The sequence below is a fragment of the Micromonospora sp. NBC_01796 genome (assembly GCF_035917455.1).
In the GTDB taxonomy this organism is placed as follows: Bacteria; Actinomycetota; Actinomycetes; order Mycobacteriales; family Micromonosporaceae; genus Micromonospora_G.
This window is the reverse complement of sequence record NZ_CP109078.1, coordinates 3,226,133-3,250,831: the sequence shown is the minus strand read 5'-3', so window position 1 is coordinate 3,250,831 and position 24,699 is coordinate 3,226,133. Positions and strand designations below refer to the sequence as shown.

At 70.6% G+C, this 24,699-nt stretch carries 26 protein-coding genes, 3 tRNA genes and 1 pseudogene; 11 read left to right on the top strand and 19 right to left on the bottom strand.

Going from position 1 to position 24,699, the window contains the following annotated elements; all coding sequences use genetic code 11:
• Window positions 1-30: 30 nt before the first annotated feature.
• From OIE47_RS15050 to OIE47_RS15035, 4 genes are all read left to right on the top strand, one after another.
• Window positions 31-852 (top strand): polysaccharide deacetylase family protein, encoded by an 822-nt coding sequence (locus OIE47_RS15050; protein ID WP_326562112.1) that lies wholly within the window; start codon window positions 31-33, stop codon window positions 850-852.
• A 133-nt stretch (window positions 853-985) separates the two neighbouring features.
• Window positions 986-1,058, top strand: a tRNA-Glu gene (locus tag OIE47_RS15045).
• Window positions 1,059-1,124: 66 nt separating this feature from the next.
• Window positions 1,125-1,201 (top strand) — tRNA-Asp (locus tag OIE47_RS15040).
• Between the two features lie 106 nt (window positions 1,202-1,307).
• Window positions 1,308-1,381, top strand: a tRNA-Phe gene (locus tag OIE47_RS15035).
• A gap of 140 nt (window positions 1,382-1,521) precedes the next feature.
• Here OIE47_RS15035 and OIE47_RS15030 read toward each other — a convergent pair.
• The 9 genes from OIE47_RS15030 to OIE47_RS14990 form a co-directional block, all read right to left on the bottom strand.
• A complete protein-coding gene (locus OIE47_RS15030) occupies window positions 1,522-2,034 on the bottom strand; it encodes a DUF6879 family protein (RefSeq protein ID WP_326562111.1) in 513 nt (170 codons plus the stop codon).
• A gap of 161 nt (window positions 2,035-2,195) precedes the next feature.
• Window positions 2,196-2,477 carry a hypothetical protein gene (locus tag OIE47_RS15025; RefSeq protein WP_326562110.1) on the bottom strand — a complete coding sequence of 94 codons (282 nt, stop codon included), beginning with the start codon at window positions 2,475-2,477 and terminating at the stop codon, window positions 2,196-2,198.
• 13 nt (window positions 2,478-2,490) lie between these two features.
• On the bottom strand, window positions 2,491-2,745 hold the full coding sequence (locus OIE47_RS15020) for a hypothetical protein (RefSeq protein ID WP_326562109.1): 255 nt from the start codon (window positions 2,743-2,745) through the stop codon (window positions 2,491-2,493).
• Window positions 2,742-2,936, bottom strand: coding sequence for a hypothetical protein (locus tag OIE47_RS15015; RefSeq protein ID WP_326562108.1), 195 nt, complete (start codon window positions 2,934-2,936; stop codon window positions 2,742-2,744). Before OIE47_RS15015 ends, OIE47_RS15020 begins: the two co-directional genes overlap by 4 nt.
• 876 nt (window positions 2,937-3,812) lie before the next feature.
• Window positions 3,813-5,042, bottom strand: a complete 1,230-nt coding sequence (locus OIE47_RS15010; RefSeq protein ID WP_326562107.1) for a helix-turn-helix domain-containing protein — start codon at window positions 5,040-5,042, stop codon at window positions 3,813-3,815.
• A 192-nt stretch (window positions 5,043-5,234) separates the two neighbouring features.
• On the bottom strand, window positions 5,235-5,966 hold the full coding sequence (locus OIE47_RS15005) for a glycosyltransferase family 2 protein (protein WP_326562106.1): 732 nt from the start codon (window positions 5,964-5,966) through the stop codon (window positions 5,235-5,237).
• The gene (locus tag OIE47_RS15000; protein WP_326562105.1) at window positions 5,966-6,313 is read right to left on the bottom strand and encodes a DUF2304 domain-containing protein; all 348 of its coding nucleotides are present in this window, start codon (window positions 6,311-6,313) and stop codon (window positions 5,966-5,968) included. The genes OIE47_RS15005 and OIE47_RS15000 overlap by 1 nt, the downstream gene beginning before the upstream one ends.
• A gap of 183 nt (window positions 6,314-6,496) precedes the next feature.
• Window positions 6,497-6,859: a hypothetical protein gene (locus OIE47_RS14995; protein WP_326562104.1), complete on the bottom strand. Its 363-nt coding sequence runs from the start codon at window positions 6,857-6,859 to the stop codon at window positions 6,497-6,499.
• Window positions 6,856-7,440, bottom strand: coding sequence for a helix-turn-helix domain-containing protein (locus tag OIE47_RS14990; protein WP_326562103.1), 585 nt, complete (start codon window positions 7,438-7,440; stop codon window positions 6,856-6,858). The genes OIE47_RS14995 and OIE47_RS14990 overlap by 4 nt, the downstream gene beginning before the upstream one ends.
• Before the next feature lie 140 nt (window positions 7,441-7,580).
• Between OIE47_RS14990 and OIE47_RS14985 the strand changes: the two genes are divergently transcribed.
• Window positions 7,581-8,168 carry a hypothetical protein gene (locus OIE47_RS14985; protein WP_326562102.1) on the top strand — a complete coding sequence of 196 codons (588 nt, stop codon included), beginning with the start codon at window positions 7,581-7,583 and terminating at the stop codon, window positions 8,166-8,168.
• A 139-nt stretch (window positions 8,169-8,307) separates the two neighbouring features.
• Here OIE47_RS14985 and OIE47_RS14980 read toward each other — a convergent pair.
• Window positions 8,308-8,814 (bottom strand): annotated as a pseudogene (locus OIE47_RS14980) (snapalysin family zinc-dependent metalloprotease); the annotation flags it as partial.
• A 236-nt stretch (window positions 8,815-9,050) separates the two neighbouring features.
• On the opposite strand from OIE47_RS14980, the gene OIE47_RS14975 reads away from it, so the two are divergent.
• Complete coding sequence (locus OIE47_RS14975) at window positions 9,051-9,566, top strand: SRPBCC family protein (protein WP_326562101.1); 516 nt, start codon at window positions 9,051-9,053, stop codon at window positions 9,564-9,566.
• Window positions 9,567-9,593: 27 nt separating this feature from the next.
• Here the strand turns inward: OIE47_RS14975 and OIE47_RS14970 are convergent, their stop codons facing one another.
• Entirely contained in the window at window positions 9,594-10,346 is a 753-nt protein-coding gene (locus tag OIE47_RS14970; RefSeq protein ID WP_326562100.1) for a DUF2786 domain-containing protein, read from the bottom strand.
• A 44-nt stretch (window positions 10,347-10,390) separates the two neighbouring features.
• Complete coding sequence (locus OIE47_RS14965) at window positions 10,391-10,780, bottom strand: hypothetical protein (RefSeq protein WP_326562099.1); 390 nt, start codon at window positions 10,778-10,780, stop codon at window positions 10,391-10,393.
• Window positions 10,781-10,948: 168 nt separating this feature from the next.
• On the opposite strand from OIE47_RS14965, the gene OIE47_RS14960 reads away from it, so the two are divergent.
• Window positions 10,949-12,301 carry an ABC transporter substrate-binding protein gene (locus tag OIE47_RS14960; RefSeq protein WP_326562098.1) on the top strand — a complete coding sequence of 451 codons (1,353 nt, stop codon included), beginning with the start codon at window positions 10,949-10,951 and terminating at the stop codon, window positions 12,299-12,301.
• A 120-nt stretch (window positions 12,302-12,421) separates the two neighbouring features.
• Window positions 12,422-13,027, top strand: coding sequence for a hypothetical protein (locus OIE47_RS14955; RefSeq protein ID WP_326562097.1), 606 nt, complete (start codon window positions 12,422-12,424; stop codon window positions 13,025-13,027).
• A gap of 33 nt (window positions 13,028-13,060) precedes the next feature.
• Here OIE47_RS14955 and OIE47_RS14950 read toward each other — a convergent pair whose 3' ends face one another.
• The 4 genes from OIE47_RS14950 to OIE47_RS14935 form a co-directional block, all read right to left on the bottom strand.
• Window positions 13,061-13,837: an enoyl-CoA hydratase/isomerase family protein gene (locus tag OIE47_RS14950; RefSeq protein WP_326563101.1), complete on the bottom strand. Its 777-nt coding sequence runs from the start codon at window positions 13,835-13,837 to the stop codon at window positions 13,061-13,063.
• A complete protein-coding gene (locus tag OIE47_RS14945) occupies window positions 13,813-14,670 on the bottom strand; it encodes a 3-hydroxyacyl-CoA dehydrogenase family protein (RefSeq protein ID WP_326562096.1) in 858 nt (285 codons plus the stop codon). The genes OIE47_RS14950 and OIE47_RS14945 overlap by 25 nt, the downstream gene beginning before the upstream one ends.
• 101 nt (window positions 14,671-14,771) lie before the next feature.
• Window positions 14,772-15,779: a hypothetical protein gene (locus OIE47_RS14940; RefSeq protein WP_326562095.1), complete on the bottom strand. Its 1,008-nt coding sequence runs from the start codon at window positions 15,777-15,779 to the stop codon at window positions 14,772-14,774.
• 16 nt (window positions 15,780-15,795) lie between these two features.
• Entirely contained in the window at window positions 15,796-16,329 is a 534-nt protein-coding gene (locus tag OIE47_RS14935) for a hypothetical protein (protein ID WP_326562094.1), read from the bottom strand.
• A gap of 239 nt (window positions 16,330-16,568) precedes the next feature.
• Here OIE47_RS14935 and OIE47_RS14930 point away from each other — a divergent pair, with 239 nt between their 5' ends.
• Entirely contained in the window at window positions 16,569-16,856 is a 288-nt protein-coding gene (locus OIE47_RS14930; protein ID WP_326562093.1) for a hypothetical protein, read from the top strand.
• A gap of 70 nt (window positions 16,857-16,926) precedes the next feature.
• On the opposite strand, the gene OIE47_RS14925 is transcribed toward OIE47_RS14930, so the two are convergent.
• Window positions 16,927-19,077, bottom strand: a complete 2,151-nt coding sequence (locus OIE47_RS14925; RefSeq protein WP_326562092.1) for an MMPL family transporter — start codon at window positions 19,075-19,077, stop codon at window positions 16,927-16,929.
• A 104-nt stretch (window positions 19,078-19,181) separates the two neighbouring features.
• Here OIE47_RS14925 and OIE47_RS14920 point away from each other — a divergent pair, with 104 nt between their 5' ends.
• Entirely contained in the window at window positions 19,182-19,877 is a 696-nt protein-coding gene (locus OIE47_RS14920; RefSeq protein WP_326562091.1) for an acyl-CoA-like ligand-binding transcription factor, read from the top strand.
• On the opposite strand, the gene OIE47_RS14915 is transcribed toward OIE47_RS14920, so the two are convergent.
• Together OIE47_RS14915 and OIE47_RS14910 are read right to left on the bottom strand one after the other, a co-directional pair.
• Window positions 19,855-20,424 (bottom strand): RNA 2'-phosphotransferase, encoded by a 570-nt coding sequence (locus OIE47_RS14915; RefSeq protein ID WP_326562090.1) that lies wholly within the window; start codon window positions 20,422-20,424, stop codon window positions 19,855-19,857. The two genes, OIE47_RS14920 and OIE47_RS14915, sit on opposite strands and share 23 nt — an antisense overlap.
• The gene (locus OIE47_RS14910; protein ID WP_326562089.1) at window positions 20,424-21,203 is read right to left on the bottom strand and encodes a class I SAM-dependent methyltransferase; all 780 of its coding nucleotides are present in this window, start codon (window positions 21,201-21,203) and stop codon (window positions 20,424-20,426) included. Before OIE47_RS14910 ends, OIE47_RS14915 begins: the two co-directional genes overlap by 1 nt.
• Before the next feature lie 293 nt (window positions 21,204-21,496).
• Between OIE47_RS14910 and OIE47_RS14905 the strand changes: the two genes are divergently transcribed.
• Window positions 21,497-24,694, top strand: a complete 3,198-nt coding sequence (locus tag OIE47_RS14905; protein WP_326562088.1) for an FtsX-like permease family protein — start codon at window positions 21,497-21,499, stop codon at window positions 24,692-24,694.
• Window positions 24,695-24,699: the final 5 nt, after the last annotated feature.

Here is a 24,699-nt window from a genome sequence, read left to right as displayed (position 1 = left end):
CCCTCGCCCGATACCCCTCGGGAGTCGACGATGATCCGACCCGCCGCGCTCGCGGCCGGGCTGGTCCTGGTGGCGCTGCTCACGGGCGCCTGTGCCAACGATCAACACGGCCTGGCAGCCCCACCCAGTTTCGCGCCGTTCACCCCGGCCACCAGTGCACCGGAAGTCACCCCCACCGCACCGGCCAGCCCCTCGGCCGTCCCGCCGGCCCCCACCGTCGCGCCGCCGCCGAGCCGCCCGCCCGCCCCGCGCGGCACCGTCGGCCCGTACGACGCCAGGCGGCTGACCGGGGTGAAGGGGGTGGCGTTGACCTTCGACGACGGCCCCTCCCCGGACTGGACCCCCAAGGTCCTCGACCAGCTCCGGGCGGCCAGGGTCAAGGCGACCTTCTGCCTGATCGGCTCGAAGGCCCGCAAGTACCCGCAGTTGGTCGCCCGGATCGTGCGCGAGGGCCACAACCTGTGCAACCACAGTTGGCAGCACGACCTCAAGCTGGGCGACAAGTCGGAGGGGGAGATCCGGTCCGACCTGCTCCGGACCAACCGGGAGATCCGGCGGGCGGTGCCGGGCGCCAAGATCGGCTACTACCGGCAGCCGGGCGGCGAGTGGACCCCGGCGGTGGCGCGGGTGAGCCGGGCACTGGGCATGACCCCGTTGCACTGGGACGTCGACCCGAAGGACTGGGACAAGCCCGGTGCCGCCGCGATCAGCAAGCGGGTGATCACCCAGGCCCGCCCGGGGTCGATCATCCTGCTGCACGACGGGGGTGGGGACCGCAGCGGCACCCTCACCGCCTGCCCCACCCTGCTAGCCAGTTTGAAACAGAAGTACGGAATCGTACGGCTGAAGTAGGTTTTGGGGGCATTCTGCCCCCGCCCAGTACCGGTTTGATCCAGCCGGCCGCGATCACGTATGCTTTCCAAGCCTCCGGCGGGGCCGGATGGGTGCAACTGCTTGAGTTGTCTTGTGCAATGATGGCGGGGCCGCCCTCATCGTCTAGTGGCCCAGGACGCCGCCCTTTCAAGGCGGTAGCACGGGTTCGAATCCCGTTGGGGGCACGTGCACCACCCGGCCAGCCGGCCGGTGCAAGACCGTAAGAGCTAGATGCAAGAATGTACGAGCTAGGTCCTGTGGAGCAGTTGGAGTGCTCGCCGCCCTGTCAAGGCGGAGGTCGCGGGTTCAAGTCCCGTCAGGACCGCCAGCGCCGCTCGCCGCGCGTAACAACGCGCGGCGTTCTGCGTTTCGGAGCATGTCACCCGTGCTGCGGCCATCCCGCCGGACAGGTAACATGAGCCGAGCAATAACCAGGCCAGGTAGCTCAGTTGGTACGAGCGTCCGACTGAAAATCGGAAGGTCGGCGGTTCGACCCCGCCCCTGGCCACATAGCCTTTCGCCGGGCTATCAGAGCAGCCCCGACCAGCGGTAACGCCGGACCGGGGCTGCTCTATTTCCATGCCCAATCCCAGCCGAGCGGATCGACCACCGCCCGAGTGGAAGGTGTAACCATCGGACGAGCCGGGATCAGGCAGGCCGGTAGTCCTGGTGCGGAGTCGCCCGCTCCCACACCGCCTCGAACGCCGATGCGCAAAGCTCTATCACGGCCGGATCTGTGACCGTCTCGGTACCGAGCCACTCACCCTCTCCGCTGAAGTGGTTCACCACGAGGTCATCGCCGTCGAACAACCAGAAGTCGTTGCCCGGCAACGCCAGCTCCGTCGCCTGCCGCCGGGGAAGCCAACGCACCTGCTCGCCCGCTGCGACGTTAGGGAAAGTGACGTCGTACTCGTACCGGATGTAGTCACTGAGCGGCTCGGACACCACCCGGGCCCGGCGCACCTCCACACCCCGCTCGACCATCGCGGAAACGGTGTCGAGCCACGGCCGCCACCACGCTGCCCGGTCCGCCAGGTCGAGCCGGTGACCGCCCTGCCAGGCAATGAACGCCGGGTCGTCGCGCATGTACCCGTCCCGCAGCTCAAGGTGAACTGCGGACCGACGACAGCCGCGCAGCAGATCATCGAGCGTGGTCGCCATGTCTCACCTCGGTGAAGATCCGCATCATGGGTTTGGGAACTCAGATTCGGTCTCGTTACCGGCGACATCCAGCTAAGCAAGGCGCTCGGGTCCTTGTCGAGAAACCGTAGCGTCATGGCGGTTCCGATCGCCTCGAAGAACGGTTGTGGGGGTCGGGCCGGTCAGATCCGCCGCCGATGCTTGCGTACCGGTGCCGGTGGCTCGTGTGCCCAGCCGACAAACCGGGCCTCGGCCTGCTCGGCGGTCAAGCCAATGGCGGGTGCGGCCCGATCGCGGAAGTGGCGCATGAACACGACCAGGCGGTCCCGGTCGTTGCGGTAGAGCGACCACATGCGTCGCCGGAAGACAGGGCACGGCCATTCCTCGCCGTCGTCACGACACCGCCAGTCGTCGCCCGGCCGGTGCGGAGCACCCAGGCCATTGTCTTGCTGATCGTGCTCCACCCGTCGCCTCCGATCAGAGCAGGTGTACCCGGTCAACGCCCCCGTCAGGGTTCTGCAAGATGAGGCTCCCGCCGCTGCGTTCCATCAGCTCCAGGACCAGGTGGTAGACGACCAGGGCACGGTTGATCGTGTCCGTCTTGGTGTCCCTGGTACGCCTACAACCGGCATCGAGCGCGTCCACCGCGCGCGGGGTGAGGTTGACGGTGACCTTTACCAGTGCACGTGCCTCCCCAGTGGTGGTGACCTCCGCGGCTGACCGGGTGGTCACAAGCCGGCCAGCAGCGCTGGCAGCACGGATGCCGCCTTGCCGCCGATCCGGATCGTGACCGCCCAGTCGAGCTGCTTGCACCTGTCCGGGCCGCATTGCGGGCAACGACGGCCGTTGGTGTGCCCTTGGAGAGTCGTCTTGGCGGCGTCCCAGATCCCGGCCCGCGTGAGCGGCTCATCCTGCCGGCTCACCAGACGACGCCTTCGACGTCGGCTCGAAACCGGACGACGATCTCTCGGACCACCGCCGGCTCAGGAATGGGCGACGGCTGGTAGTCGTCGCCCAGGGCCTCCAACACGAGGCACGCTCGGACAAACCCCGTACATGTTCGCCCCAGGATGCAACGGGGGCACCGACCGTTGACCGGCCAATGCCGACGCAGCAGCTTCCGCGCCCGTAGCTGGGTGAGCCGGCGCCGCTGATGTGGCGCAAGCGCGGTCACCACTCACCCGGCGCGGTCAGCCGCTGCGCAGACGCGAGAGCAGGGCATTCGCTGTCGCCCGTACAACCCTGCTGCGTGCACCGTCCGGCTCGGTTGTGCTGGCCGATGACCCGCAGCGCGGTCCGAATCATCTCCTCCGCGTTCACCGGGACCTCCACCAAGCAGACTGCCGGGAGTTAAGCCGACGCCGGTCCTCCGCATCGGCCGGCCGGCGGGCGACGCCGATCACCGCCGCACCGACGAGCAAGGTCGGATGCTGGTCAACCGGGCGAACCTGCTCGACCTGGGCCGGTGCCGGCGCGGGGCCAGGTGTCGTCTGCTCGGCTAGGGCTGGTTCAGGGTCCGCGAACCACTTCCGTCGAGTGCTGTTGATCGTCATCGCCCATCTCCAATAGGTGGGGACGCGGCACTACCCACACTGCCGCCGCGCCCCCGGGCGCCGGTCCGGCCACGGGGGTAGCCGGACCGACGCGATCAGGGGGCGCGACCAGCGGTAATTCGATCCCGGGCGGGATTTGCCACCAGTCGCGCCTACTCCGATGGTGCCGAAGCGGTAACGGTCGGTACAGATCCGGGAAGTAGTAGTTGCCGCTGGTCCCGCAACAGCTACTACACGGCGTATCACTTACGCTGCGGCACCGACCAGGCGGGCCAGATTCGCTAGGCGATCGCTCATGGCTCGTTTTCGGCTGGTCGAGATAGAGGTGATGACGTCCTTCGCGTACCGCTGATGGCGCAGCCAGGTCGGCGCCCGGTCACCCAGGTCCGCCAACACGTTCTCGGCCTCGCCGTGCTGACCGAGCTGCGCATGCGCCCACGCCACGTCAAGGCGGTGCCGCTGCCAGCAGCTCGCCCGCATACTGGTCGGGTTCGGTGGCGCGGCGGCCGTCAGCTCCAGTACCCGCAGCGGGTTGTGGGCGATGGCGGCGGACTCGATCCGTAGGGCGGTGACCTTCCCTGTGCCGAAGCCGTAGACCATCGGGCCGGACGCGCGGCTCCCGACCCGGGTCGCGGCAACGTCGGCCAGGGCAAGCAGCTCCTGAGCAGTGTCATCCCGGCCGTCACGCATCGCGGCCGCCGATGCCTCGACGAGCAGCCACCCCCATGCGGCGACATCGGCGATGTCCGCGCGGCTGATCCTGTCCGGCTCCAGTTGGTCAGCCTGGTCGACCGCGAGCGCCTCTGCCTCGGCCAGGCGTGCCTGCCGCAGCAGGAGCCAGCACATCGGTCCTATCGCACGAGCCTGGGTCAGTCGGTCGCGTGACTGCTCTGCCGCCTGTCGGCCGGCGATCGTCGCCATGTATGCAAGGTCGTGCGCCCGAAGCTGAACCAGGAGGCGGGCCGCGACCTGGTACGTCTGCGACACGAGGCTGAATGCTTTCGGTTGGTCGTCGGCGCTGGCCAGCTCTACCAGTGCGCGGGTTTCCGCCAGCAATCCCGGCAGGCTGGCGAGGGTCGCCCCGAAGTCGTTCGCCCCGTACAGGGCTTCTGCTGTCCGCACCGCCTCGGTAGCTCGTGCCATCGTCGGCGGCTCAACTTCGGCCTGCGCCGCGAGCAGGCGACCATCGGCACCGTGAACCGGGGTGAGGGCCTTACGTAGGTCGAGCAGGGCCACCTGTCGGAAGCCAGGCTCCTTCCGAGCTGCCGCGTTGCTCGCGTCGCCCAGTAGCGCACTGGTCGTGGTGCCGAGCGCGCGGGCGATCATGTTGATTGTCGCCAACCGGGGCGTGGTCTGGGTGTTCTGCTCGATCTTCCGGATCGTGGCCACGTGGAGATCGGCTCGCTCAGCCAGGTCCTCCTGGGTCAGGCCCAGAGTGCGGCGGACGGATCCGATGTTGTCGCCAACGGTAGGCATGACGGAACCTCATCTTTCCCAGGTGATGGCTGGGGCAGCGGCTACGTCGGGCCATCACCCCAGCGAGCCGCCACTTCGGACGGTACACCGGGCAAACGATCGAGGGGCGCCCACAGCGCGTGGGCACCCCTCAAGCTCGTGATCTAGCTGATCCCTACGTCCCGAGTGCGACGCGGATAGCGGGCACCGGATTCAGACCTGCTTCACCTGCTCCTGCGGCAGCGGGTAGCGGCGGATCAGCGCCAGTCCCAGGACGGCGACCGCGCGGGTCAGGTACAGGGTGGCCTTCAGCGGGGACTGGCTGGGCGTACCGGCCGCGCGGGGGCGCATGGCGACCGGGACCTGCAACACCCGGAACTTGGACCGGGCGGTGTGCACCACCGTCTCGATGGTGTCGCCGAGATACTCCACCGGGTAGGCGTGCGCGAACATCTCGATGACCCGCCGGTTGGCCGCCCGGAAGCCGGAGGTGGTGTCGCTCAACCGGGTGCCGGTGATCCGGCTCAGCACGATCGCCAGCAGGCGCATCGCGTACCGGCGGGGTCCCCGTACGGTGTAGTCGCCGGTACCGGCGAAACGGGCGCCGATCACCAGGTCGGCGTGATCGAGCGCGTCCACGAGCTGGGGTACGAAGCGCGGGTCGTGCTGCCCGTCCGCGTCGATCTGGATCGCGACGTCGTAACCGTGGTCCTCGGCGTACCGGTAGCCGAGCCGCATGGCCCCGCCCACACCGAGGTTGTACGGCAGCCGCAGCACGTGGGCCCCGGCCCGGCGGCCCTGTTCGGCGGTGCTGTCCATCGAACCGTCATCGACCACGAGTACGTCGACCGTCGGCAGTTCCCGCTGGACCTCGTGTACGACGTCCGCGATCGACTTCTCCTCATTCCAGGCCGGAATGATGATGAGAACCTTTTTGTCCAGCATCACGAAAGGCTCTTTTCCCTGTTGAGTTCGCCGCGCAGCAGCGACACCTCTTCGGCGAGCACCCGGGTCTCCTCTTCCAACCGGCTGAGTTCCCAACTCAGGTGGATGGTGACCAGCAGGAGGAAGACGACCCCGCCGAACAGCACCAGGCTCACCCCGTTGACCACCCCGAGCAGGTCGGCCAGACGGTCGGGCAGGCGGGGAAAGAATGCGAGCGGCAGCGCGATCACAGCCACGGTGATCAGCAGCGCCGCGTACTTCTCTCGTAGTTGACGCCGTCGGAGCAACTCGACGACGAAGGCGATGAGACAGATACCGACAACGGCGGTAAGGATGGTAAGGCGCATCAGGGGGCGGGTTCCTCTCGAACCTGCGAGCCAACAGCGGTACCGAGCGGTACTGATCTCCCGATCAGTTGCCGGATCGCAGAGATCACGCACGTGAGAGTAGTCCACGTTTGACGGTCCGCGGGTGCCGCCCGATTTCGGCGGTAACCGGTGGCCGTAGTGGTCAGCGGTCGACGGGCGAACTCAGAGCGCCACGACCGGCACCCCACGGCCTTCGTACTGGTCGGGGCGGCAGGTGACCACCAGACCGGTCGCTCCCTTCGCCTCGAACACCGCATGCCGTACGGCGAGCTCACCGGTACCGCCGGAGATGGCCACCGCCACGTGCTCGGTCAGCGGCAGGCAGATCACGTCGGGCAGGTTGAGCAGGGCGTACCAGGAATCCCAGCCGATCGGCAGCACCGAGTTGGCGTCGTGGATGACGGTGGTGGGGAAGCCCAGCAGGATCCGGCCGTGTTCGGCGCGGCGGTAGAGGCGTACCAGTGGGTCCCGGTTGTTGAGGAATCCGATGAGCGCGGAACTGTCGAAAACGTGGAGTTGCTTCACGCGGCTGCCTGGTCGGGGCCGCCACCGTAGATGCGCTGCGCCTCCTCGTGGGCCCGCGCGAGCGCCTCGTCCAGCCGTCGTTCGGCGTCCGGGTCGTCGAGGAGTTCGGTCTGCCCGAGGAGTTCCCGTACCCGCTGGAGGCGGGCCTCCAGCGGGATCTGCTGGAAGTCCCGACGGCCGGGCCACTGCCGGTCGTAGTCGGCGACGATCAGCGAGGCGAGGTACCGCTCGGGCGTGGTGTGGCTGGTCAGGGCGAGCTGGTTCAGCAGGTCGCGGGTTTCGGCGTCGAGCCGGATGCGCTCGTCCGCCTGTCCGGCCGGTCGGTCGCGCAGGTCGTCGGTGGTCAGGTAGCCGAGCGCGACCAGCGCGTCGGCCGGCTCGATGTCGAGGGTGACCAGGACCGACCGGACCCGGCTCGTCGGCTCCGAGCCGCGCAGGTCGCCCTCTTCCCAGGCCTGGATCAGGTCCTCGGGGAGCCCGGACCGCTCGGCGAGGGTCTGCTGGGTCCAGCCTTTCCGCAGGCGGGCGTCGTGCACGAGGTTCGCGAAGCCTTCTCCCCGTGCCGCCTGGTCGTCCGCCATGCTCGGATCCTAACCAGGACGGCATCGACCGCGCCGTACCTGTCGGCGCGTCGCCACCGCCGACCCTCCGCTGAAACGTGACATTCAAGAGGCCGCTCGGGCGTAGCGGTCGATAGCGCCCGCTGACCACACTGCCAGTTATGACCTATCCATACCCGCAGCAGGATCCGTGGGCGGATCCGACGGAGGCGCATCCACCCCCGCCCCCGCACCTGCCGCCGACGCTGCCGCTCCCGCTACCCGCGGACCACCGCCCGCCGGCCCCCACCTCGCCGCCGCCGCCGCAGCAGCACCCGCCCGCACCGCCGCAGTACGCACCACCCCCGCCGCAGTACGCGCCCCCGCCGCCGCACTATCCACCCGTGCCGGCCCACCCACCCGTGCAGCAGTACGCACCGGGGCCGCAGTATCCGCAGGTGGGCCCGCCGCAGCCGGTTTATGCCGTACCGGTGGTGCCGAGCAAGTCCACCGGGGCGGCGGTCGCCTGGGAACTGCTCCCCGGGCTGCTCGGCGTCTTCGGGATCGGGAACCTGTACGCCGGTCGGGTCGGCGTCGGCCTCACCCTGATGCTGACGTACTGGGTGCTGTTCTGGATCAACTTCGGGCTGTTCTTCGTCGGCATCGGGTTCGTGACGATGCCCCTGACCTGGGTCGTCTACATGATCATGGGTCCGCTGCTGGCCGCCCGAGGGGTCGCGGAGCACAACTCGGGCATCGTGGTGCGCTGAGCCCGGCGACGTGCCGGACGGACCGCCGGGGCCGACCGGCGTCACCGCCGATCGGCCCCGTCCCGGGTACGTGGACCGGTCAGCTCCCGTTCCAGACGTACACCTTGGGGTTCGTCGGGGTGAGCTGTGCGGCCGCCGCGCTGCCGGCGAAGAGCTGGTTGACCCTGGCCGCCTCGGCCGCGCTCGGGTTGGCGTTGGCGCAGGAGACCGGTGCGCTGCTGCCGGACATCAGGTCGGAGCAGCGACCGGTCCGGTTGTCGGGCAGGCCGAGGATGTGGCCGATCTCGTGGGTGGCGATCCTGGTCCGGTTGTACCCGTCGTTGACCGCCTCCCAGCCCATGTAGACCCGACCGGAGCCGAGTCCGGTCACGTACGCCCGGGGCCAGCCGTTGTCGACGTAGATGACAACGCTCGCCGGGGTGCCGGCGACCAGGCGTACGTTGCTCACCCGGCTGTTCCAGATCTGGGCGGCCTGGGTGAAGTTGGTGGTGAACTCGCCGGCCCGGCTGGCGTCGTAGTAGACGGTGCGTACGGCGATGTTGGCGTCCGCCGACGCGGGCGATCCGGTGGCGGTCTGTACGCCGATCATGGAGCAGGCCGCCACCAGCGCGGCCACGGCGGTACGGAGGAATTGTCGTCTGACCATCGCTGGCTCCCAACTCGACGGGACACGGAGCAGATCTCCGCTTTAATCGACGATGATTAATCTAGTGCGGGGGTCGTAGACGGCCCGCATAGCACTTGCCCCATATCGAGCGCGTCCGTCGAGACATCGACCACCACCCATCGCGACAACGGGTGACCGCACGCTCGGCGCAGCGATTCAACCGCTGGTCGGCTGGACGCTGCGCAGGGCTTCGGTGGCCGGTATGGTCCGGGCCTATGGGACAGGAGACCACCGACCCGGGCGGCATCCACCAGGACGTGGCCAGGTACTCCCTGCGCAGCACCCTGCGGGTCCCGGCATCGCCCGAACACGCCTTCGCCGTCTTCACCGGTGGGCTCGCCGACTGGTGGGTGATGGAATACACCTGGTCCGGACCGACCGCCCTGGCCGCGATCGGTTTCGAGCCGCGCGCCGGCGGGATGGCGTACGAGATCGGACCGCACGGTTTCCGCGCCGACTGGGGCCGGGTGGTCCTCTGGCAGCCCCCGCACCGGCTCGTCTTCACCTGGCAGATCGGACCCGACCGGGTTCCGGTGCCCGACCCGGCCAACGCCAGCGAGGTCGACGTCCGGTTCGACCCGGAGGACGACGACCGGACCAGGGTCGAGGTCGAACATCGCGGTTTCGACCGGCACGGCGAGGCCGCCGAGGGCTACCGGGAGGCACTCACCGCCGGCTGGCACGAGCTGCTTTCCCGGTACGCCGCCTCGGTCAGCTCGATCACCAACTGACGGCCGTCGCGCAGCCCATCCTGTCGGTCAAGCCCCGGGACGTCGACCGGAGAAACCCGTACCGTCCCTGGTGGACCGGCCCGCGACGGCGGCGGCGCCACCGGCTCGTACGCCCGTACCGCCCAGGTCGGCGCGGCGGCCGGCCTCGGCGCCCTGACCCGCTCCGCCACCGGCCAGTCGACGGGCCGACGCGGTACGCAACCGCGGGTACACCTCGGCCAACCGCCGCTCCACCCGCGTGCTCCGATCGGCCAGCACGAGCGCCATCGACGTCTCCCCCACCGGTTCACCGGACGGGTCCGCCGCGGCTGCCGCCTCGGCCGCGCGCAACCGTTCCGCCACCGACCAGGCGAACCCGGCCAGCCAGGAACGCCGGAACGCGGCCGGCTGGTCACCCGGTGGCACCGGGGTCCCGGCGAGCCCGTGCGCGGCCTGCACCAGCAGGGAGGTGAAGAGCAACTCCACCCGCTCCAGATCGCTCGCGAACCCGAACAGATGCATCTCGAAACCGGAACCGGCACGCCGACGTACGCTCCGGCACCGCAGCGCGCCCGCCACCGCCGCGAGCAGGCCCGCCTTGTCCAACGCGTACGGGGCCAGCAGTTCGACCACCCGGTCGCCGACCGGGTCGGTGGCCGGATCCCGGGCGGCGAGCAGCGCCCGGTCGACCCCGTACCGGGCGATCAGGTCGGTGGCCTTGGCCATGAACGCCGCCGCCTCGGCCTCGGTGCAGGCCGGGTCCTCGGCCATCGCCAGCAGCTTGCGCACCTTGTCGAGCATTCCCCCAGGCTCCCATGCGGGGGCCGGATCGGGACCGGCGACGGTTACGGCTTGCGGTGGCGGATGGTGGCCACGGCCGAACCGGCGAGGGTGAGCAGGCAGTCGGGGAGTTGGCCGTCGGTCAGCGCGGCACCGAAGAGCGCCTCGGCGGTGTCGATGTCGGAGTTCGCGTACGCGCTGACGAACCGGGCCACCCAGCGGGCGTCGTAGTTGGCCTCGTCGATGCCGGGAAACTCCAGCGTCCAACTGCCGCGCGGCACCTGCTCGCCGACCATCGTGGCGGCAAGACGCCAGGCCACCTCGTACGCCCCAGCGACACCGGACCGGTCCACCACCGCGTCGAAGGTGCCGACCACGGCGTCACTGTCACCGACCAGGGCGGACCGCAGCACCGCGTTGGCGTCGTCCAGCGTGTCCTGGGGTTCGTCCATCACGTGCGGAAGGGTATGCCGCCAGGTCAAGCGGGCGCTCGGGAATGCCCGAAAGCTATCGGCCGGCGTATATTACCGCCGGGTAAAAGATCGATCTACGACCGCAGTCACATGGTCGGCCGGACGCACGCTAGTGTGCGCAGCGGACCTTCGGGGAGGAAGGACGACCTCATGCTCGTACCACGCGGTTCGCGCGGTGCTGCCCTTGCCGCCTGCGCGACGCTCCTGCTTGCCACCACCGCCTGCGGCGGAGACAACGCGGAGGAGTCCACCGCGACTCCGACGCGCCTCTACGGCACGGACGGCAACATGCAGAACTCCTTCGTCAAGGAGTTCGACGGGCAGACCAAGCTGCTGGACGGCATGAAGGGCACCATCCCGCTCACCCCGCTGTCCAAGGACTTCGTCAGCCGGGTCACCGCCATCGACCCGGCGCTCACCGACTTCCTCTACTCCGCCGAGGTCTACGACGCCATCGCGGTGAGCGCGCTCGCGGCGCAACTGGCCGGCTCGACCGCTCCGGCCGACATCGCCAAGCAGATCAACGGCGTGACCGTGGGCGGTCAGCGGTGCGACTCGATCGGTGCGTGCCTGACCATCGCCCGCACCGGTACGGACATCGAGTACCGGGGCGTCTCGCTCAACCGGGGCGGGTTCACCGACGCGGGTGAGCCGTCCACCGCGAGCTACGCCACCATGCACTTCGGCGAGCAGGCGAAGATCGACGACGGCAAGACCGAGTTCGTCGGCGCCGGTGACGAGTCGGCGGCCAGCACCCAGGCCCCGCCCCCGCCGAAGAAGCAGGTCGGCGGCAAGAACGACAAGCGCGACGGGTCACCGCTCAAGATCGGCGGGCTGCTGCCGAAGACCGGTGACCTCGCTCTGGCGTACCCGCCGATCGCGGCCGGCGCGAAACTGGCCATGAAGGAGATCAACGAGGCCGGTGGTGTGCTCGGCGAGCCGGCGGTCTGGGTCGACGGCGACGACGGCACCAACCCGGACGTCGCGAAGGCGACCGTCGCGCAACACGTCGCGGCCGGCGTACACGTGATCATCGGTGCCGCCGCGTCCGGGATCTCCCGCGCGGTGCTGCCCGACGTGGTCGCGGCCGGTCTGATCCTGTTCTCCCCGTCGAACACCGACGCCGGTCTGACCACCATCGACGACCAGGGACGCTACTTCCGTACCGCACCCTCGGACATCCTCCAGGGCCGGGCGCTGGCAGACGTGATCATGCGGGACGGACCGCACCGGATCGCCCTGGTCGCCCGGAAGGACTCGTACGGCGAGGGCCTGCAGGGCAACGTCAAGGCCGAACTGGAACGGGCCGGGTTCGCCGCCGACCGGGTCAAGCTGCTCACCTACGAGCCGCCGGCCAAGCCGGACTCCCCGCCGGTCGACTTCACCAGCGGCGCGCAGGAGATCAAGCAGTTCGGTGCGGACGCGGTCCTGGTCATCGGGTTCGCCGAATCGGCGCAGGTCATCAAGGCGCTCTCGGCCGCCGGGGTGCAGATCCGGCACTGACGGCGCACGCGGCCGTCCTCGGGCCGGCATCGGTCTGGCACGTTTCCGGGAGCAATCGGGGCCCACGGCCGCCGTACGGTTTTCCTGACACCGGACGAGCCGACCGAAGGGCACCAGACGATGAGCGACTTCACCGACAACCCGCTGGCCGAGGAGACCAACTTCGGCTCCACCGACGGGCAGGAGGGCTTCGGGCCCGAGATCGACCCGGGACCCGAACTGCCCGCGTACGACCTGGCGGCCTTCCACCCGGAGACGGTGGTGGAGCACCACGTCGACGGCTCCACCGACGTGCTCACCGACTTCGACGGCGACGGGGTCGCCGACCTGGTCCAGCAGGACCTCGACAGCGACGGCACCGCCGAGACCACCCTGATCGACGGTGACCACGACGGTGCGCTGGACACCATGCTGCGCGACTACGACGACAACGGCACGGTGGACCGGATCATCGGTGACAGCAACGAGGACGGTGTGATCGACCGGGTCGCCACCGACACCAACAACGACGGCCTGATGGACCAGGTGGTCCGCGACACCGACCTCGACGGCGAGCCGGACAACTGGGTACGGGACGTCAACCACGACGGGCGCCCCGACCACACCGTCACCGACCTGGACGAGGACGGCCGCCCCGATCAACTCGTCGTCGACACCGACTTCGACGGGGTGGCGAACCAGGTCGCCTACCTCGACTCGGACAGCAACCCGTACGGCAGCCGCTGATCGGCGCGCCCACGTCGACGGCGACGACGCCCGTCAGCGGTTCTTCCGGTCCAGGAACGCGGTCATCCGGCGGTGCTTCTCCGGATCCTCGAAGAGCACCGCCTGGCTGACCAGGTCGAGTTGCGGATGCGCGGCGGCGGGCGCGTCGACCGCGAGTTTTGTCAGCCGCAGGGCCAGCGGCGACGCCTTGGCGATCTCGTCCAGCAGCTCGTGGGCGGCCCCGAGCAGGTCGGCCGGTTGGTCCACCACCCGGTTGACCAACCCGATCCGCAGCGCCTCGGCGGCGTCGATCCGGCGACCGGTGAAGAGCAGTTCCTTGGCCCGGGTCTCGCCGACCAGTGCCGGCAACCGGTGCGTGGCACCCGCCCCGGCGATGATGCCGAGTCGTACCTCGGGTTGGCCGAACGAGGCGCGTGACGTGCAGATCCGCAGGTCGCAGGCGTACGACAGTTCCGCCCCGCCGCCCAGAGCCGGGCCGTCGACGGCGGCCACGGTGGGCAGCGGCAGGGCCCGGAGCCGGGCGAATACGGCCTGGTTGATTGCGGCGAGCGCGTCGAGCCGGTCCCGTTCCCGCAGTTGGGCGATGTCCGCGCCGGCCGCGAAGATGCCGTCCGTACCGCCGGTGAGCAGGAGCAGTTTCGGGTCCCGCTCCAGCCGCCCGCAGACCTCGTGCAGGACGGCGACCAGGTCGGCGTCGATCGCGTTGCGTTTCTCCGGCCGGTCCAGGGTGACCACCAACCGGTCGGCCCGCTCCTCGATCCGCAGACCGGCGGATTCCACTGTGCTCACTGCTTGACCCCGTCCACCCAGCGGTAGAAACCCTGGCCGGACTTCTTGCCCAGCCGACCCTGCTCGACCATCGTCTCCAGCAGCGGCGGCGGTGCGAACCGGTCGCCGTACGCCGATCGCAGGGTACGGGCGATGTCCAGGCGTACGTCCAGCCCCACCAGGTCGGTGAGTTCCAGTGGCCCGACCGGGTGCCGGTAGCCGAGTGTCATCGCCTTGTCGATGTCGGCCGGGCTGGCCACCCCGTCTTCGACCATCCGGATCGCCTCCAGCCCGAGCGTGACGCCGAGCCGGGAGGTGGCGAAGCCGGGCAGGTCGCGTACGACGACGGGGTCCTTGCCCAGGCGGCCGGCGAGGGCGACGGCGGCCGCGGTGGTCTCCTCGGCGGTCGCCGGCCCGACCACGATCTCGATCAACGCCATCGCCCAGACCGGGTTGAAGAAGTGCAAACCGATGAAGCGCGCCGGGTCGGGCACTGCGGTGGCCAGGGCCGCGATGGGGATGCTGGAGGTGTTGGTGGCGAGCAACGCGGGCTGGCGCGCCGCTGCGGCGGCCAGCACGTTCCGCTTGAGGTCCGGCCGCTCCGGCACGGCCTCCACGATCACGTCCGGTCCGTCGGCCACCTCGGTCAGGTCGCGCCGGAGCACCAACCGGGTACGCGCGTCCGCTGCCGCGTCGGCGGCCAGTTTGCCCCGCTCGACCGCCCGGTCCAGGAGTTTGCCCAGCGCGGCACCGGCCGCCTCGGCCCGCCCGGCGTCGACCTCGACCAGGTCCACCCGGTAACCGGCGGTGGCCGCCACGTACGCGATGCCGAGCCCCATGGTGCCGGCCCCGACGACAACAAAACGCTCGTTCATGGTGGCGACCCTATGCAGTGCGGACGGTGCCGCCCAGCCGGACCCCCCGGACCTGCCGGTGACCTACTCTCGACCCCGACCGACCACCACAACGGCTCAGGTCAGCCCGGCACGGCCCCGGACCGCCTGCGCTCCCGCCGGACGAGATACCAGACGACTGCCGCGACCACCAGCAACAGCGCGATGGCGGCGCCGACCGAGAGCGAGAGTACGAGCGTGCCCCGCCCACCGGGCTCCACCTGCGCCGTGACCATCCCCGGCAGCATGACCGATCCCTCGCCGGTACGCTCCACGGTCCCGCTGAACAGGGTCATCCGGGCGTCCCACTGCCCGGCCGACAGCGGCTGATCCACCAGGGCGCTGACCTGCGCCCGCTGGCCGGGAAGGATGGTCACGCCGGTCTTCACCGCGAACGGTCCGGCCTTGACCGTGCCGGACCTGCTCACCAGGGAGAGGCTGCCACCCAGGTCCAGTGCCCGGCCGCCTGTGTTGTGCACCTGGGCGGTGACCACGGGCCACTCGCCGTCGCCTCGTGCGGCGGCCAGGCCTTCGATTCGGAAATCGGTGGGCGGTTCGCCGCCGGCACCGATGTCGAGGTACATCCGGATGCCGACCCGGTGGATCTGACCGACGTTGTCCTGCTGCGTCGGCGCTCTGGTGATCTGAGCCCAGACGGCGCCGTACCGCTCCCCCTTCGACGCGGTCCTCGGTACGGCGACGGTCACGGGTACCACCGTCCGCGCTCCCGGGGGCAGGTCGACGCTGCTCGACTCCAGACTCACCCAGCGGCTGAGTTCGTTGCCCTCTCGCCCGTCGGGAACGGTGAAGGAGTTCCGCTCCACCGAGGCGGCGCCGGCGTACAGCTCGACGTGTTGACGTTCCGGGGAGGAGTTACGGACCTCGACCCGGCGATGGATCGTCGTGCCGGGCTTGAGATGGTCGATGATGTACGCCCGGGCGCGCGGATCCTCCGCGCGGCTCACCGGGATGTCCAGCAGTTGCAGGCCGAGGCCCCGGGCTTCGGCCGGGTCCTGTCGCAGCTCGCGTTGCGCGCCGGCTGGTGCCGCGGGCACCCCGACCGCCAGGATGGCAGCGGAGGTCAGCAGCACCAGCCGGTGGGCAAGATCAGAGCACCGAATGTGTCACCGTCCCGGTGTAGGTGCCGCCGACCGCGTCGGGCGGGATCGCGACGGCCAGGGTGGGGTTCCAGGTGGCGAAGTTGCTGCCGGTCCCACCGGTGTGGCTGAACGCCGTCCTCGGCACATTGATGATCACGGCAGCACCGGCGTTGGCCTGGCCGAGCGTGAAGGTGCCGGTGCCGGCGGTCGCGGTGGCGGGCCCGGACCAGTAGAGGACGTTGATGGCCGGAATGGTCTCCTCGGCCGTGGCGGCGCCGGTGGTGAAGTCGGACCCGGTGACGGTCGCGGTCCAGTTCGGGGTCAGCGACGCACGCTGGTCGATCACGGTGATCGGTCCGAGCTGTCCGGACACGGTGGTGCCGGCCGTGCCGGAGCCGAGGTTGGCGGAGGCGGGCACGGTGATGTCGAGGCCACCCGCGCCGGTGACGCTGAAGGTGACGATGGTGGTGCCGGTGTCCTCGGCCCGCGCGGGTGCGGCCAGTCCGGCGACCAACGCCAGGCCCGCCAAGCCGGTTACCAACAGTTTCCTTCTCATAAGTCCCCCGTGTCTATTAGGTGTGCATCGCGGCGTTTGCGAGCTTATCGAGGCACCTTGGCGCGAAGCAGGGAAACAGATGAAATGAACGCTATGCACCGGCCGGGTCATTGGTCCCGTGACCTACGCGCTGTCCGTACCGGGCCGCTAGCGTATGCGGAGCCGCGGTCCTGGGTACTGCGGACCTGCACGCCTCAAGTCAGCCGGAGAAAGGGCTTCCCTTCATGAGCGAGTCGCAGGCGACCACCGAGTCGCAGGAGATCGTCGAAACGCGGGGTGACGAGCGGGTCGACCTGATCCGCGCGGACACCAACAACGACGGCAAGGTCGACCTCTGGGTGGCCGACACCGACGGCGACGGCAAGGCTGACCTGTTCCAGTTCGACACCACCGGCGACGGCACGGTGGACATCACCATGGTCGACCTCACCGAGGACGGCACGCCGGACGAGGTGGTCGACGGCGACGGTGGCCACCCCCCGACCCCGGCCCCGCCGACCGTCACGGTCTGACCCCCGCTCCAACTCATGCGAAGCGGGGCGCCTTCCGGTCAGGAAGGCGCCCCGCTTCTGCCGTAGCGGCTCAGGAGCGGCCGGTCAGGGCCGGGTCGGTCTCCTCCACCTCATCCATCTCGGCGGTGGCGGCGGACCGGCCACCGGGCCACCAGGCGGCCCGGCCGACCAGGGCGGTCACGGCGGGGACCAGCAGGATCGACACCACGAACGCGACCAGGACGATGCCGAGGGTGACCGCGAATCCGATCTCGACGAAGAACGGCACCCCGGAGATCATCAGCGAGCCGAAGGTGCCGGCCAGGATCAGTGCCGCCGCCGCCACCGACGGGCCCGCGTGTTCGACCGCCAGGGCAGCGGCCTGCCGGGCCGTACGGCCGTCCCGGATTTCCTCCCGGAGCCGGGCGGTGACCAGGATGTTGTAATCCGTGCCGATCGCGGTGACGAAGAGGTACAGGATGATCGGGATGATGAACGACAGCCCGGTCCTTCCCAGTCCCTGCTGGAAGAGGAGCGCGGTCGCGCCGAGCGTGCCGACGAAGCCGAGCACCACCATCGCCACCAGGTAGATCGGTGCCAGCAGCGCCCCCAGCAACCCGGCGAGGATCAGCACGAAGAGCAGGCCGGCGACCGGGAAGATGACCGAGAAGTCGCGTTCGGTGGTGTCCCGGACATCGGCGTACGCCATGCTCTGGCCGCCGATGAGGACCTCCGTACCGGATGGGGCGGCGGCCCGCGCGGTGTCCCGGAGCGGTCCGGAGACCAGGTCGAGCGACTCGGGCTCGAACGGCGGCGCGGTCAGGATGAGCGGCAGGTTGGCCGTCCGACCGTCGGGTGAGACCTGCGGTGGCATCGGCGAGGCGACGCCGTCGACCGCGGCCAACCGCTGGACCATCGCCCCGATCTCGTCCTGGATGAGCGGCCGGTCGGCCCGGAGGTAGACGTTGGTCGGCTGGAGGGCACCGGCCGGGAACCCGCGTTGCAGGTCCTCGAACGCCCTGGTCGCCTCGGTGTCCGGCGGCAGTTGACCGATCGGGTCGTAGTCGGACTTGAACGTCAGCGCACCGGCCGAGAGGGCGACCAGGACCACGACCGTACCGACGATGATCGGGATCGGCCGGCGGGCGACAAACGCGCCGACCGTGGCGAACCGGGTACGGGGTGGGGCCTGGTCGGCCTTCCTGGACGGCCAGAAGACCCGGCGGCCCAGCACGGTGACGATCGCCGGTGCCAGGGTCAGCGCGGCCAGCAGCATCACGGCGGTGGCGATGGCCAGCCCCGGCCCGAGGGTGGCGAAGAAGCCGAGGGAGGCCAGTGCAAGGGCGGAGAAGGCGGCGATCACCGCGAACGCGGCCGAGAAGATCGCCTCGCCGACCCGCTCGACGGCCGAGATGACCGCCTCGGTCGGCGAGTCGCCGGCCCGCAGCCGTTCCCGGTAGCGGAACAGCAGGAAGAGGATGTAGTCGGTGCCGATGCCGAACAGGACGACGGTGAGCAGGATCGGCAGTTCCTGACCGATCTCGAAGTCGAAGGCGGTGGCCGCGACCGCGACCAGCGAGGTGGACACGCCGAGCACCAGGCCGACGGTGAGCAGCGGCAGGAACGCGGCGATCGGGCTCCGGAAGATCAGTAGCAGCAGCAGGACGATCAGGGTGACGGTGGCGATGGTGACGATCACCTCGGCGTCGGCGAACGACTGCTTGTTGTCGACCACGATCGCGGCCTCGCCGGTGACACCGGCGGTCAGCCCGGTGCCCTCCAGCACGTCGTCGAGCTGGCCGCGCAGGTCCCGGACCGCCTGCTGGACGTCCTCCTGTTCGGGCGCGCCGGTGAACTGGGCGGCGAGCAGGGCGACCGCGCGGTTGGGCGCGACCTGCTGGGCGGGGTCGAAGACGACCCCCGCGACGGCGGCCGGCTTGCCAGCGTTGAGCTGCCCGGCGAGTTGGCCGAGCCGGGCCACGTCCGGGTCGGCCAGTGGTGCCCGGTCGGTCCGCTCGACCACGATGACCGCGCTCGCGCCGTCGGCGGCCGGGAATGCCTCTTCGGCCAGCCGGGCGGCCTGGGACGACTCCTTCTCGTCGGGCAGGAACGCGGACTGGTCGGAGTTGGTGACCGATCCCAGGCCGGGGGCGGTCGCGATGATGGCGACGGCGGCGACCACCCAGCCGAGGATCACCAACCAGGGTCGGCGGACCACGGCCCGCCCGATGACTCCGAACACTTCGCCCTCCCCGGGAAAGTACGTGTAGTGTCATGGCCCGCCATCTGGCATGCGATGCCACATGGCAGATGATGCCACGATAATCCCCGTGACATCCTGTGCGGGTGACAACTTCGGAGCCCGGCCCGCCCGGACAGTCGCCGGTCAACCGCCGGGAACCGCAGGTGGACCTGCCGGCCAACCGCCGGGAACGCAAGAAGCTGGAAACCCGGGCGGCGCTGGAACAGGCCGCGCTGCGGCTCTTCGCCGAGAAGGGCTACGAGAACACCACCGTCGAGGAGATCTCGGCGGCGGCGGACGTGGCGGTGCGTACGTTCTTCCGCTACTTCTCCTCGAAGCAGCACGTCCTCTTCGGCGACGTCGCCCACCAGCGGATCAGCCACCTGCGGGCGGCACTGGCCGCGAGCCCGCCGGACGAGACCCCGCTGCACGCGGTCGGTGCCGTACTCGACGCACTGGACCTGGACCAGGACGAACAGGAACAGATCGTCGTCCGGCTCCGCCTGCTGGAGCAGCAGCCCAGCCTGATCGGCATGTACCTGATGCTCAACTACGAACTGCGCGAGACCGTGTCGGAGTTCGTCGCCAACCGCACCGGGCTACCCACCGACCACTTCTACCCGCTGCTGCTCGCCGGGGCCGCGGTCACCTCGTGGGACGTCGCGCTGCACACCTGGCTGGCCGACACCAGCGGCACGGCGATCCTGGCCGACCTGCGCCGTACCGCCTTCGGGGCGCTCACCGCCGGCCTGCCGGAGACACCGACGGCCCCGGCGGTCACCGCACCGCCGGCCGGATGACGTCCGGCGGGACGGACGCGGTCAGCCACACCCCGTTGTCGCTCCGGTAGAACTCGTGCCCCCGAGCGGCCAGCTTCGCCGCGTCGACCACCAGCACCGACACCGACCCGCCCCGGCGCCGACCGACCGTCACGGCCGTCGCCACGTCGACGGACAGGTGTACGTGATGCCGCCGCCCCGGCCGCAGCCCCTGCGCCAGAATCGCCGGTACGTTGACCGCGCCGGTGCCGTGGTACAGCAGCTTGGGCGGGGTGACCGGGGTCAGCCCCAGATCCACCGCCACCCGCGCCGAGTGCCCCTGGCTGGCCCGGATCCACGCCACCCCGTCCGGTCCCGTACGCACGGCGAACCGCTGCTTGTCGTTGCCTGCCACCACGGCGTCCAGTTCCTCCGGGGTGATCCGCCGGCCGTGCCGGGACAGGGCGGCGAGCAGATCCGCCACCGGCACCCAGCCGTTGGCGTCCAACGTCAGCCCGACGCTTCCCGGCGCGTGCCGCAGCACGAGCGACATCCGTTTGCTGACCGAACGCAGCTCGGCCGGTTCCATCAACCCGCCAGCCGCAGCGTGGCCAGGTAGTACGGGGCATCGGCATCGTCCACGTCGACCAGCCGCCAGGCGCTGCCCCGGACCAGCTCGGCCAGCTCGTCCGGCGTACAGACCAGGTAGTCGAACCACGGCGTACCCAGCTCGCGGTAGCGCAGCCGCAGGCGCAACTGCCCGCCGAGCCGGCCCCGGGCCCGGTTGCGCTCGTGGTAACCGGTGTGCACCGGGTCGGTGGTGCCGTACGGGTCGGTGCCGTGGGCGATGATCTCGGCGCCCGGGTTTGCCAGGGCTGCCAGCGCGGCCAGGAACCCCGGTGCCCGGTCCCGCCCCTCGATCAGCCCGAGGTTGTTGCCGAGCAGGAGAAAGGTGTCGAACCGGTGCCGGTTGGTGGCGTACTCGTCGACGGTGCCGAGGACCAGGTCCCGTACGCCCCGCTTGCGGGCGACCCGGATCGCACCGGGGGAGATGTCCAGCCCGGTGACCGGCACCCCGCGTTCCTGCAACTCCAGCGCGATCCGGCCGGCGCCGACACCGATGTCGAGCACCCGGCCCCGGACCCGGTCGACCGCCCGGTGGTCGTACGGCTGCCAGGCGGCTGGTTCGTCGAGGTAGTGGGCGGCCGGGGCACCGTTGATCAGACCGTCGTCGCGTTCGATGATCTCGATCACCGGGCGGGGCAACCGGCCCCCGACCAGGGGACGTGGCCCGACCCCGGTCGCCACCGCGAAGGTGTCCCGCAGCAACTCGCCGAAGACGTCGCCGACCTGCGGCTCTCCCACCATGGGGTAGACGCTAGCGGGCGGCGAGGGGACGCTCGTCGTCGTACCCTGCGAGGGTGAGCAACCTGCCGGCGGCACGGTCGGCAGCCGGATCGTCCTGCCTGAATGAGCTGGTAGCCTTGCGCTCCGCCGTTCTGCAACGAGTGGATCTCGATTAGGTATTCGTTACATCACGAACCCTCGGTTCGGAAGATTTCTGACGACGCCAGCGAACCTTTTTGACCCCCTCACCAATCAGGTGCGGTGAGGGGCGGTCGATCACGTCGCCCGGACGGGCAACGAGGGGACGCGGTGGAATGAGGCTGGTGCTACGGCGCGCCCGTGCGGTGAGGGGCCTGCTACTCGCGGCGACCGGGGCGACCCTGATCGCCGCCGCACTGCTCACCGGCCTCGCCGGATACAGCCGGCAGGTCGTCGACACCGGCACCGCCAGCGCCATCGACTCCTCCGCCCCGGAGGAACGGTCGATCCTGGTACGAGGCTCGACCGGTGGGTCCGCGGACGCCCTCCGGGACCGCGACGCGGCGTTGCGCAGGGAGATCTCGGCCGGTCTCGCGGGGCTACCCGCACCGGTCTCGGCCGCCGGTTACGCCGCCGGCCGGCAGCTCTCCGGCCCGGTCGGCAAGGCGGTGCCCGACGGCGACGGGGTCGTCTTCGGTTCCGTGGTCTTCCTCGACAACCTCGCCGAGCACGCCGAACTCAGCTCCGGAAACTGGCCCCAGCCAGGCGCCAACCCGGTGCAGACCGCACTGGCAGAGCCGGTCGCCAAGATCCTGGGCGTCGCGGTCGGTGACCGGATACCGGTCACCGACCGGGTCACCGGGCGGGTCAGCAACCTGGCGGTGGCCGGCATCTGGCACCCCCGCGATCCCGAGGCCGCCTACTGGCGCCTCTCACCGGACGTCGCGGAAGGCCACGCCGCGCAGTCGTCCACCTACGGTCCGTTGACCGTCGACCGCGCCGACTTCATCAACCACTTCGCCGCCAACGCCAGCGCCGCCTGGCTGGTCGAGCCGGACCTGAACGGTGCGAGCGTGGCCCAGCTCGGGCGGCTCGCCGACACGGTCCGCGGGCTCACCGCCGAACTCCCGAAGGCCGCCGGGCTCGGCACCTCCGGCATCACCACCACCGCCGTCGACCGGCTGGCCGAACGCCTCGAACGGGCGAACCTGGTCGGCCGGTCCGCCCTGGTCACCCCGATGCTGCTGGTCATCGTGCTCGGCGGCTACGCCCTGGTGCTGGTGGCCGCGCTCCTGGTCGAGCAGCGCCGGGGCGAGAACTCGCTGCTGCGGGCCCGTGGCGCCGCCCGCAACCAGCTCGCCGGGCTGGCCGTACGGGAGGCGACGCTGGTCGTACTGCCGGCGGCGCTGCTCGCGCCACTGTTGGCAACCGAGGGCCTGCGCCTCGCCGACCGGGTGCCGATGCTGGCCTCGGTGGGGCTCCGGTTCGACGCCCAACCGGCACCGTTGACCTGGCTGGTCGCCGCGCTTGCCGCGATCGGCTGTGCCCTGGCCATCATCGGCCCGTCGCTACGCCGCAGCGGCACCTACGTCGCCGAGCTGGCCAGCCGGTCCCGCCCCAGCCGGCGGGCCGTCGCCCAGCGGGCCGGCATCGACCTGGCGCTGATCGCCCTGGCGGTGCTCGGCTGGCTGCAACTGCGGCAGTACTCCTCGCCGCTGGCGGGGGCCCGTTCCACCGGTCAGCTCGGCATCGACCCGCTGCTCGCGGCCACCCCGACGCTGGGCGTACTGGCCGGGGCGGTGCTGGCCCTGCGGGTGCTCCCGCCGATCACCCGGCTCGCCGAGCGTCTTGTCGACCGCAAGCCGTGGACCGCCACCATGTTCGGCACCTGGCAGGCCGGGCGACGCCCGCACGCCGGCCCGGTCCTGCTGCTCGCCCTCGCCGTCGCGGTGAGCACCCTGGCCTGGTGCCTGGCCAGCACCTCCGAGCGGTCCCTGCGGGACCAGGCCGCCCACCAGGTCGGCACCGACCTGCGACTGGTGGAGACGAGCGACGCCCCGCCGGCCGGACGAGCGGAGGCCCTCGCCGGCCTGCCCGGCGTACGCGAGGTCCTGCCGGCCTGGCGGGAGAGCCTGCGCCTGGGACCGGACGCGCAACCGGCATCGCTGATCGCGATCGACACCCGCGCCGGCGCCGACTCGATCAACATCCGGCAGGACATGGTCGACACCGGATCCCCCGCCGACCTGCTGCGCGAGGTGGGTGGGCAACGCGTCGAGGCGCCGTACACCGAACTGCCGGCCGGCGCCCGGAAGCTCTCCGGGACGGTGCGTACGACCGCCGGCCCGATCCAGTTCTCCGACGAGATCCGGACCGACGCCGTCTTCGCCGAACCGAACGGCGGTTTCCGCCGGGTGCCCCTCGGCACCAGCCGCAACGGCCGGGCGCTCCGCTTCGACATCGACCTCCCGGCCGGTTCCGCCCCGGTACGGCTGGCCGGATTCGTCGCCGACACCCTCGGCCAGAACGGCATGCGGATCGACTGGACCCTGAGCGCGCTGACCGCCGGCACCGGTGACGCCGCCGGCACCCCGGTCGACCTGACCACCGGCGGAAGCTGGCAGACCGTGGACCGGCTCGACCGCCAGTCCACGGCCGCCGCGGGCGTCGGGGGCATGTCCACCCAGTACGAGGTCAACGACGACGCGAGCTGGGGCGCCACCACGGTACGCGTGGCCATGGTCCGGCAGGCCGACACGGCACCGATCCCGGTGCTGGTCACCCCGGCGGTGCTGGACGCGTTGCGGCTCAAGGTCGGCGACGAGACCGGGCTCGCCTTCGGGCTGGCGGACGCCCGAGTCAAGATCGTCGGAACCGTCGCCTCGATCCCCGGCGACACGGAACCGGCCGCGATCCTGACCGACCTCCCGTCGCTGAGCAACCGGTTCTTCTTCGACCACGGCATCGTCCGGACGAACGAGGAGTGGTGGGTCACCACCGACCCCGCGCAGGCGTCGGCCGCCGCCCAGGCCGCCGCCCAGCTCGATGGGCTGGAGGTGCTCGACCGGCAGGCGATCGCCGACCAGCTCGACCCGTACGGGGTGGGTGCCCGGGGCGCGTTGTTCGCCGCCGCACTGGGCGCGTTGCTGCTCGCCGCCGTCGGCATCGGCGTCGACGTGAGCGCCACCGCCCGCCGCCGGGTGAACGAACTGGCGGTGCTGCACACCCTCGGCGCCGGGCACCGGCTGCTGGCCCGGTCACTCATCGCCGAGCAGGCGTTCCTCTCCGGGATCGGCGTACTGGTGGGCCTCGGGGTCGGGGTCGCGGTGGCCGCCACGATGGCACCCCTGGTGATCCTCACCCCGTCGGCGGACCGACCATCGCCGCCACCACTGCTCTCCATCGACTGGCCACCGGTGATCGCGACCACGGTCGGCCTGCTCCTGCTCGCGCTCCTGCTGAGCGGGCTGATCGCCACCACCCTGCGGCAGCGCCTCGTCGCCGCCCAGCTCCGGATCGGAGACGACCGGTGAGCAAC